Annotated in this window: 11 protein-coding genes and 1 other RNA gene; 9 read left to right on the top strand and 3 right to left on the bottom strand. The window is 63.8% G+C overall.

The window, feature by feature from the left end; all coding sequences use genetic code 11:
- Nucleotides 1–34 precede the first annotated feature (34 nt).
- From ssrS to V6M52_RS03435, 4 genes are all read left to right on the top strand, one after another.
- A non-coding RNA gene (gene ssrS / locus V6M52_RS19945) (6S RNA) lies at nt 35–193 on the top strand.
- Between the two features lie 28 nt (nt 194–221).
- A complete protein-coding gene (locus tag V6M52_RS03445) occupies nt 222–809 on the top strand; it encodes a 5-formyltetrahydrofolate cyclo-ligase (protein ID WP_332693232.1) in 588 nt (195 codons plus the stop codon).
- A complete protein-coding gene (locus V6M52_RS03440) occupies nt 806–1,621 on the top strand; it encodes a TIGR00282 family metallophosphoesterase (protein WP_332693235.1) in 816 nt (271 codons plus the stop codon). The genes V6M52_RS03445 and V6M52_RS03440 overlap by 4 nt, the downstream gene beginning before the upstream one ends.
- Before the next feature lie 75 nt (nt 1,622–1,696).
- Nucleotides 1,697–2,443, top strand: coding sequence for a YebC/PmpR family DNA-binding transcriptional regulator (locus V6M52_RS03435; RefSeq protein ID WP_332693238.1), 747 nt, complete (start codon nt 1,697–1,699; stop codon nt 2,441–2,443).
- 49 nt (nt 2,444–2,492) lie between these two features.
- On the opposite strand, the gene V6M52_RS03430 is transcribed toward V6M52_RS03435, so the two are convergent.
- Together V6M52_RS03430 and V6M52_RS03425 are read right to left on the bottom strand one after the other, a co-directional pair.
- Nucleotides 2,493–3,248, bottom strand: a complete 756-nt coding sequence (locus V6M52_RS03430; RefSeq protein WP_332693241.1) for a GGDEF domain-containing protein — start codon at nt 3,246–3,248, stop codon at nt 2,493–2,495.
- A gap of 139 nt (nt 3,249–3,387) precedes the next feature.
- Entirely contained in the window at nt 3,388–4,140 is a 753-nt protein-coding gene (locus tag V6M52_RS03425) for a GGDEF domain-containing protein (RefSeq protein ID WP_332699455.1), read from the bottom strand.
- Nucleotides 4,141–4,304: 164 nt separating this feature from the next.
- Between V6M52_RS03425 and ruvC the strand changes: the two genes are divergently transcribed.
- From ruvC to ybgC, 5 genes are all read left to right on the top strand, one after another.
- On the top strand, nt 4,305–4,811 hold the full coding sequence (gene ruvC, locus V6M52_RS03420) for a crossover junction endodeoxyribonuclease RuvC (protein WP_332693247.1): 507 nt from the start codon (nt 4,305–4,307) through the stop codon (nt 4,809–4,811).
- A complete protein-coding gene (gene ruvA, locus V6M52_RS03415) occupies nt 4,808–5,425 on the top strand; it encodes a Holliday junction branch migration protein RuvA (protein WP_332693250.1) in 618 nt (205 codons plus the stop codon). Before ruvC ends, ruvA begins: the two co-directional genes overlap by 4 nt.
- Before the next feature lie 68 nt (nt 5,426–5,493).
- Entirely contained in the window at nt 5,494–5,763 is a 270-nt protein-coding gene (locus V6M52_RS03410) for a hypothetical protein (RefSeq protein WP_332699452.1), read from the top strand.
- 37 nt (nt 5,764–5,800) lie between these two features.
- The gene (gene ruvB / locus V6M52_RS03405) at nt 5,801–6,838 is read left to right on the top strand and encodes a Holliday junction branch migration DNA helicase RuvB (RefSeq protein ID WP_332699449.1); all 1,038 of its coding nucleotides are present in this window, start codon (nt 5,801–5,803) and stop codon (nt 6,836–6,838) included.
- 34 nt (nt 6,839–6,872) lie between these two features.
- Nucleotides 6,873–7,277 (top strand): tol-pal system-associated acyl-CoA thioesterase, encoded by a 405-nt coding sequence (gene ybgC / locus V6M52_RS03400; protein ID WP_332699446.1) that lies wholly within the window; start codon nt 6,873–6,875, stop codon nt 7,275–7,277.
- 15 nt (nt 7,278–7,292) lie between these two features.
- Here the strand turns inward: ybgC and V6M52_RS03395 are convergent, their stop codons facing one another.
- Nucleotides 7,293–7,727, bottom strand: coding sequence for a CHRD domain-containing protein (locus V6M52_RS03395; RefSeq protein WP_332699443.1), 435 nt, complete (start codon nt 7,725–7,727; stop codon nt 7,293–7,295).
- Between the last annotated feature and the right edge of the window lie 307 nt (nt 7,728–8,034).

Genomic DNA, 8,034 nt, shown 5'->3' with positions numbered 1-8,034 from the left:
GCCCTTTGCACGGCCACCCAAAGCGCCTATATCTCAATTGCTGCCCGGCGCGTGATGGATACCTATATCCCCGGGGCCTTAACGATCCTAAGGGAGCTGTCCCTGACTGGGCTCCTGGGCTCAGACATACGGCGCCCACCTACGTAAAGTAGGTTCCCGGGATCGTGTATCACACGGCCAGGGCGGCACCTTATTGTTGAAGCAGGTTTGCAGTACGCCCCATGGTTGACGAGACGATCGAGCAAGCCAAGGCGGCGTTGCGCATACGGGCTCATGTGGCCCGAGCTTCGATGGATCATCAGGAGCGCGCCGAGGCAGCGCGCGCGGCAGCCAACCATTTCTTCGAGGGCATTGTCCTCCGCCCGGCCGACGTGGTCGCCGCATATTGGCGCATCCGCGACGAACTGGACTGCCAGCCCATTCTGGTGCGACTGATGGACAGCAACCAGACGGTGGTGTTGCCGGTCGTGCTCGGGCCCGAGGCGCCGCTGGACCTGCGGGTCTGGGAGCAGGGTGCCTCGCTCTACGAGGCCGGTTTCGGCACGCTGGCGCCGGCAGAGCTGGCGCCCAAGGCCGAGCCCGACATCGTCATCATGCCGCTGCTCGGCTTTGACAGCCAGGGCACGCGCCTTGGCTATGGTGGCGGCTATTATGACCGGACGCTGGCAACGATGAAGAAGCGGCCCAAGCTGGTGGGATTGGCCTTTGCCGCCCAGGAACTGGAGCATATTCCGCGCGAGGCTCATGACGTGCCGCTCGATGCGGTCGTCACCGAAGCCGGTGTGCGCCATTTTGGCGCCATGGCATGAGGTTTCTGTTTCTGGGCGATGTGGTGGGCCGTTCCGGCCGGGATGCGGTTGCCGAGCGCCTGCCGGGCATCATTGATCGCTACAAGTTCGATTTCGTCGTCATCAATGGCGAGAATGCCAGCCATGGCCGGGGTCTCACCGAGCCGCACTTCAAGGGCCTGCGCGACGCCGGCGCCGATATTGTGACGCTAGGCGACCACGCCTTCGATCAGCGCGATACGCTCTCCTTCATCGAGCGGGAAACCTCGCTCCTGCGCCCCCTCAACATGGCGCCCGGCACGCCCGGGCGCGGCGCCATGTTTGTTGAAGGGCGCAATGGGCACCGCGTCCTCGTCGTCAATGCGCTTGGCCGCGTCTTCATGGGGCCGGCCGATGACCCGTTCCGCGCCGTCGAGGCGGCGGTGGCGGCGTGTCCGCTGGGAGAGCAGGCCGACGCAATCATCGTCGATTTCCACACCGAGGCGACGTCGGAAATCCAGGGCATGGGATTTTTCATGGATGGGCGGGTAAGCCTGGTCGTAGGCACCCATACCCATATTCCGACCTCGGATCAGCGCATCCTCAAGGGTGGCACGGCGTTGATGGCCGATGCCGGCATGTGCGGGGATTTCGATTCCATCATCGGCGTCGATGCCGAAGAGCCGCTCAACAGGTTCCTGACCGGCATTGCCAATGGCCGGTTCACCCCCGCCGAGGGCGAGGCGACGCTATGCGGCGTGGCGGTCGAGACCGATCCGCGCAGTGGGCTCGCCGTCAAGGTTTTGCCGGTCCGCCTCGGCGGGACGCTGGCGCAAGCCGAGCCGGTGTTCTAGCCCGCTTCACTTTTTTGCCGCGCTTGCCTATAACGCGCCACCAATCCAGAATTCCAGTTACGAGGGGAGTGACCGATGGCCGGCCATTCACACGCCAAAAACATCATGCACCGCAAAGGCAAGTCCGACGCGGTGCGCTCGAAGATTTTCTCCAAGCTGGCGCGCGAAATTACCGTCGCCGCCAAGATGGGCATGCCGGACCCGGCATTCAATTCGCGCCTGCGTCTGGCGGTGGTCAACGCCCGCGCGCTGTCCATGCCCAAGGACAATATCGACCGCGCCATCAAGAAGGCGATCGGCTCGGACGGCGATAACTATGACGAGATCCGCTATGAGGGCTATGGCCCGGGCGGCGTGGCGCTGATCGTCGAGACGCTGACCGACAACCGCAATCGCACGGCCTCCAATGTCCGCTCCTACTTTTCCAAGCATGGCGGCGCAATGGGCGAAACCAACTCGGTTGGCTTCATGTTCGACAAGGTGGGCGAGATCACCTATCCGCTTTCCGCCGGTTCGGAAGACAAGGTGATGGAAGCCGCCATCGAGGCGGGCGCCGACGACGTCGAAAGCGACGAGGAAGGCCACTATATCACCACCTCTTTCGAGGCGATGGTGGACGTTGCCGCGGCGCTGGAAAAGGTGTTGGGCGAAGCCGAATCGGTCAAGGCGGTGTGGAAGCCGCAGACCAATACGCCGATCGATGCCGAAAAGGGCGCGACGCTGATGAAGCTGATCGCCACCCTCGAGGAAGATGATGACGTGCAGAACGTCTATTCGAATTTCGAGATGAGCGACGAAGACGCGGCCAAGCTCGAAGCCTGAGCGCATTCAGGTTGCAGTGATCAGGGCGGTGCCGCGGCGCCGCCCTTTTTCATGCGCTGCGTTTGAAGTCGATTTCCGGATGGTCGGCCACATGCACCACGGTCACGCGATTGCGGCCGGTCTGCTTGGCGCCATAAAGCCGCTGATCGGCGATACGGAACAGCGCGGAGAAGCTCGCCGGCCCATCGAAGACCACGCCGCCAATGCTGACCGAGAGCGGTCGCTGCTGACCGTCGGGCGCGAACACCGCCAGGTTCACTGAGCGGCGGATACGTTCGGCGACAGCCTCGGCACTTTTCTGGTCGACATCGGGCAGGTACACGCCAAACTCCTCCCCGCCCATGCGTCCCACCAGATCGCCAGCGCGCAGGATGGTGCGGATGGAGCGTGCGATGATGGTCAGCGCTTCGTCGCCGGCATTGTGCCCGAACAGGTCATTGATGGCCTTGAAGTTATCGGCGTCGATCATCAGCAGCGCGCCGCTTGCTTTGCCCAGGCGCTGTGCCATCAGGGTGCCGACCTTGCTGGTAAAGGCTCCCCGGTTGAGGCAGGCGGTCAGGCTGTCGGTCCGCGCGACCAGGCCCAGCCGCAGATTGGTGATCGCCAGGCCACGCACCCGCAGGCTCATATAGAGAAACAGCGGCGCCCCCAGCAGGATCGGCAGCACGGTGGCGCTGACAATGGACCGCCGGAGCGCCGCTTCGCCCATATCGCCAAACATGGTCGCGTTGAACGCCACCGAGATCACCACGCAGGCCAGGGTGCCAAAGAGCGTCCAGCGACCGACGCTGGACCAGCTTTGCAAGGCAGTCAAAGTCTTGGAGGGCAACATTGAGCGGTTCTCGCGGCTGGAATGGCGGATCGTTTCCCTAGCCGGAGCAGGGGAGGCGGGTGGCTGGCTTGTGGAAGGCGATGTTGTAGCGGGGTGCTTGGTCACTCCGTGGTCAGGCGGCTTGCATCATGGCCACGCGATCACGGCCGGTATTCTTTGCTTCGTAGAGATGCCGATCGGCCAGGCGATAGAGATGGCCGAATTCGGCGCGCATCGCATAGGTGGCGCCGCCAATGCTGACGGACAGGGCACAGGTCTGGCCTTCCGGCAGGAAGGCGATGGCGGCGACGGCTCCGCGAATCCGCTCGGCGACATGGTCGGCTGTGGCGGCATCGGCATCGGCCAGGAAGACGCCGAATTCCTCGCCGCCCAGTCGGCTCACCAGATCGCTGCTGCGCACCGCGTGCCGAATCGCGGCGGCGATCAGCTTGAGGGCTTCGTCGCCGTGATGGTGGCCGAAGCGGTCGTTGACGCTCTTGAAGTCGTCGGCATCAACAATCAGCAGCGCGCCGCTCTCAGTTGCCGATTTTCGCCGGCCGAGATGGTCGGTCACCGCGCGGGTGAAGGCGCCCCGGTTGAGACAGGCCGTCAGCCAATCGGTAGTCGCCAGGTGCTCGAGCCGGTTGTTGGCGTGGCGCAGCTGCTCGTGCTTGAGCACAAGGACAAACGTCATCGGTCCGCCCAGGGCGATTGGCATGACGATCGAGACGACCAGCCCCTGAACGTTAATGCCAGCCGAGAACATCTCCATAATCAAATTGGTAAAAATCACCGACAGCGCGACCGAAATGGCCGTTACCGCTCCGGTGACGCGGCCAATGCGCCGCCATGCTCGCCTGGGTAACTCCCTGCGAAGTTCCGTCATTGTTTGCCCCTGTATTCCCACGGGCGAAGCTAAGCAGACGGCATGAAGACGATCTTTGCGCGCCGGCCACAATTTTATCGATCGGCGGCTTTTCCACCGCCCTTGTTGCCTTTTTGTTCACATCGGGCTTGGTAGGCTGGGGCGGCTTCATTAAGGATGGGCGCATGAGTGCTGCTACCCGAATCATCGGAATCGATCCCGGCCTGCGCCGCTGCGGCTGGGGGGTGATCGAAAGCCTGGGCAACCGGTTGACCTTTGTGGCCGCCGGCACGGTGACGCCGCCGGTCGACCTCTCGCTGGCCGAACGGCTGGCGATATTGTTTGCCGGGTTGGGCGAGGTGCTCGATCGTTTCGCGCCGCAAGAGGCGGCAGTGGAGGAAACCTTCATCAATGCCGGCGCGCGCTCGGCGCTGATTCTGGGCCAGGCGCGCGGCGTGGCGCTGCTGACGCCGGCTGCGCGTGGCCTGCCGGTGGCCGAATATGCCGCCAATCTGGTCAAGAAATCGGTGGTGGGCACTGGTCATGCCGAAAAAGGACAGGTGGCGCTGATGGTCAAGACCTTGATGCCGGCGGCCGATTTCAAGGGCGCCGATGCCGCCGATGCCCTGGCCATCGCCATCTGCCACGCCCATCACCGCGTCGCCAATCAACGGCTGAGGGCGCTCGCATGATCGGCAAGCTCAAGGGGCTGGTGGACAGTTTCGGCGACGACTTCGTGCTGATCGATTGCGGGGGCGTCTGCTACGAAGCCTTCTGCTCCAGCCGCACTTTGCAGACCCTGCCGCAGGTGGGTCATGCCGCCGTGGTGTTCATCGAAACCATCGTGCGCGAGGACATGATCCGGCTCTACGGCTTTGCCAGCGAGAGCGAGAAAGCCTGGTTCAACCTGCTGATGACCGTGCAGGGCGTCGGCGCCCGCGTCGCGCTGGGCCTGCTCTCGGCGCTGTCGCCCTCCGAATTGGCCAGTGCCATTGCGCTGCAGGACAAGGCCATGGTCGGCCGTGCCAATGGCGTGGGCCCGAAACTGGCCCTGCGCCTGGTCACCGAGCTCAAGGGCAAGGTGCCCACCGGGGTCGGCATCGATGCCGGCACACTCGGGCTGCAGGCGGCCCTGGGCGAAGGCGTGGCCCCGAGTGCCATCACCGACGCCGTCTCGGCCCTCACCAATCTCGGCTATTCCAGCGCCCAGGCTTCGGCCGCGCTGGCGCGAATCGTGGCGCGTGAGGGTGATGGCGTGAAAACCGAAACGCTGATCCGAATGGGGCTGCGGGAGTTGAGCAGTTGATGAGCGGGGCAAGACTGACGATGCGAGCGTGCAAACCACTCGGGCGTCTATGGCTGGTACTGGTGCTTATGGCCGCTGTCATGACGCCGCCGGCCTCGGCCGACCAGAACGAAGTTGTGGGGGTCGCCATCTATTTCCTTGAGGCGGACGGCTCGACCAAGCCCTATCTGTTCCACGACCTCAATGCTCCGCTGCTGCGCTGGTCCTGCGAGGCGCGGCTCGATTACCTCACCAAGATGTTTTACCGCATGTCGCGGTCAAACCCTGATCTGAAGGGCAAGAAGGCGGTGCGCTCGGCCTGCGTTCGGGTCGAAGGCTTCGATTTCGGAAGTAATTAAGCATGAGCATGCACCGTCCGGGAATGGACCTTTCAGCGTGATCGACTTTACCTCACCCGCCGCTGGTCGTGACGATCCGCTCGACGTCTCTCTGCGCCCCTCCGGCTTCTCCGAATTTGTCGGGCAGGCCGATGCGCGCGCCAATCTTGAAGTCTTCATCAAGGCGGCCAAGCAGCGCGGCGCGGCGCTCGACCATGTGCTGTTCGTCGGTCCGCCCGGACTGGGCAAGACCACTCTGGCGCAGATCATCTCGCGCGAGCTGGGCGTCGGTTTCCGCGCCACGTCGGGTCCGGTGATTTCCAAGGCCGGTGACCTGGCGGCGCTGCTCACCAATCTGGAAGAACGCGATGTGCTGTTCATCGATGAAATCCACCGGCTCAATCCGGCGATCGAGGAAATCCTTTATCCCGCGATGGAGGATTTCCAGCTCGATCTGATCATCGGCGAAGGCCCGGCGGCGCGCTCGGTGCGGATCGATCTGGCCAGGTTCACCCTGGTGGGGGCGACGACGCGGGCGGGGCTGCTGACCACGCCACTGCGCGATCGCTTCGGCATTCCGGTACGGCTCAATTTCTATACGCCCGAGGAGCTGGTGCAGATCGTGCAGCGCGGCGCCCGGCTGCTTGGCATGCCGATGGCGCCCGACGGCGCCATGGAAATCGCGCGTCGTTCCCGCGGTACCCCCCGAATTGCCGGACGCCTGCTGCGACGGGTCACCGATTTCGCGCTGGTGGATGGGTCGGGCGAGATCACGAGATCCATTGCCGACAAGGCGCTGCTGCGGCTCGATGTCGATGCGCGCGGGCTCGATCAGCTCGACCGGCGCTACCTCACCACCATTGCCGACTTCTACAATGGTGGCCCGGTGGGCATCGAGACCATCGCTGCGGCCCTCAGCGAACCGCGCGACGCCATCGAGGAAATCGTCGAGCCCTATCTGCTGCAACAGGGCTTCATCCAGCGCACCTCGCGCGGCCGCATGCTGACCGGCGCCGCCTTCCAGCACCTCGGCAGAACCGTGCCGCAGGGGTTTGTCGGCATGCAGCAGAGCCTGTTCGAGGAGCCGGAGGAATGAGCCAGACCATGCGCAGACAGGCGTTTGACGGGCGATGACGACGCACCACTTTCCTGTCCGCATCTATTACGAAGACACCGATTTTTCGGGCAATGTCTATCACGCCGGTTATCTGAAGTTCTTCGAGCGCGGGCGGACCGAGTTGCTGCGTGCGGAGGGCATCCACCATTTCGAACTGGCGGCGCAGGGCATCGCCTTTGCGGTGCGCTCCATGCAGATCGAGTTCGAGGCCGCCGCCCATATCGACGATCTGCTGACAGTGACCACCGAGGTGGCTGCCATCAGCGGCGCACGGCTGACTCTCCGCCAGGTGGTTTTACGGGGTGAAACGGTGCTGACGCGGGCCACGGTGGTGGTCGTGGCGATCAAGACGTCCGGTGGCCCGGCGCGAATGCCTGCGGTCATTCGGGAGCTGGCGGAGAGGAAGGGAACCGCTTAGCGGTTCCCTTGGCAGCTACATTGCGGCCATCACCTGGCCGCGGATTTCGCCGTCAGGATATTCGGCGGTGTGGACGTTGAAATACCACATGCCGTCCTGGAGCTGCGTCGCCTGCTCTTCGGTCAGCGTAGCCGAACCCTCGATCGGGCTGGCGAGGTCGCCTTCGATCGGAACCACCGGCCCGGCGGTGGCGTCGGCGGCGGCAGGGCCGTGGAAGTGCGCGGCGGTGGCGTCGCCGGTCAAGCCGTCATAGGTCACCGTCCAGGTGAACATCATGGTTTCGGTATCGTAGGTTGCCTCGAGTGTGCCGGTGGCCGCGGATTCATTGGCGGGAACCTCGGCGGCGGCGGTGAGTTCGGCCGTCATGTTGAGCATTTCCGCATAGGCTGGTGCAGCGAAAAGCAACCCGGCGGCCGTTATGGCAGCCAGGGACGCGATACGGATAGTCATGGCTTATCCTCCTCTTGAGCGCGCGACAAACGGCGCGCTATGAGTAACGTGCGTCGGTTGGGGCCGTTCCTTCACAACTTGCCGGCGAGGGGCGCCCTGACTCGCTTTGTTAACCAGTCCTTGACCATAATTGCGGCAAAGCGAACACGTGTCCGGCACCGTCCTGCCAAAAGGCCGGCTTACTGGGCATTTCTCTTAATTTTGACAGATTTCGACCCCATCGCCTGATGCTTGAGGGTCGGGTGCGTGAACCGGGCCGAAAAGGATCACTACATGGAAGCCATGGATGCTGTAGGGGCGGCCGCCC

Origin of the sequence: Devosia sp., assembly GCF_036676215.1 — a bacterium.
In the GTDB taxonomy this organism is placed as follows: domain Bacteria; phylum Pseudomonadota; class Alphaproteobacteria; order Rhizobiales; family Devosiaceae; genus Devosia.
The sequence above is the reverse complement of the archived record's forward strand: the minus strand, read 5'-3'. Positions and strand labels throughout refer to the sequence as shown.

Excerpts from the sequence above, each read along its gene's own strand:
- ybgC (WP_332699446.1), top strand. The coding sequence starts at position 6,873 with ATGACGACGCACCACTTTCCTGTCCGCATCTATTACGAAGACACCGAT.
- V6M52_RS03410 (WP_332699452.1), top strand. The coding sequence starts at position 5,494 with ATGGCCGCTGTCATGACGCCGCCGGCCTCGGCCGACCAGAACGAAGTT.
- ruvA (WP_332693250.1), top strand. The coding sequence starts at position 4,808 with ATGATCGGCAAGCTCAAGGGGCTGGTGGACAGTTTCGGCGACGACTTC.
- ruvC (WP_332693247.1), top strand. The coding sequence starts at position 4,305 with ATGAGTGCTGCTACCCGAATCATCGGAATCGATCCCGGCCTGCGCCGC.
- V6M52_RS03425 (WP_332699455.1), bottom strand. The coding sequence starts at position 4,140 with ATGACGGAACTTCGCAGGGAGTTACCCAGGCGAGCATGGCGGCGCATT.
- V6M52_RS03395 (WP_332699443.1), bottom strand. The coding sequence starts at position 7,727 with ATGACTATCCGTATCGCGTCCCTGGCTGCCATAACGGCCGCCGGGTTG.
- V6M52_RS03445 (WP_332693232.1), top strand. The coding sequence starts at position 222 with ATGGTTGACGAGACGATCGAGCAAGCCAAGGCGGCGTTGCGCATACGG.
- V6M52_RS03440 (WP_332693235.1), top strand. The coding sequence starts at position 806 with ATGAGGTTTCTGTTTCTGGGCGATGTGGTGGGCCGTTCCGGCCGGGAT.
- V6M52_RS03435 (WP_332693238.1), top strand. The coding sequence starts at position 1,697 with ATGGCCGGCCATTCACACGCCAAAAACATCATGCACCGCAAAGGCAAG.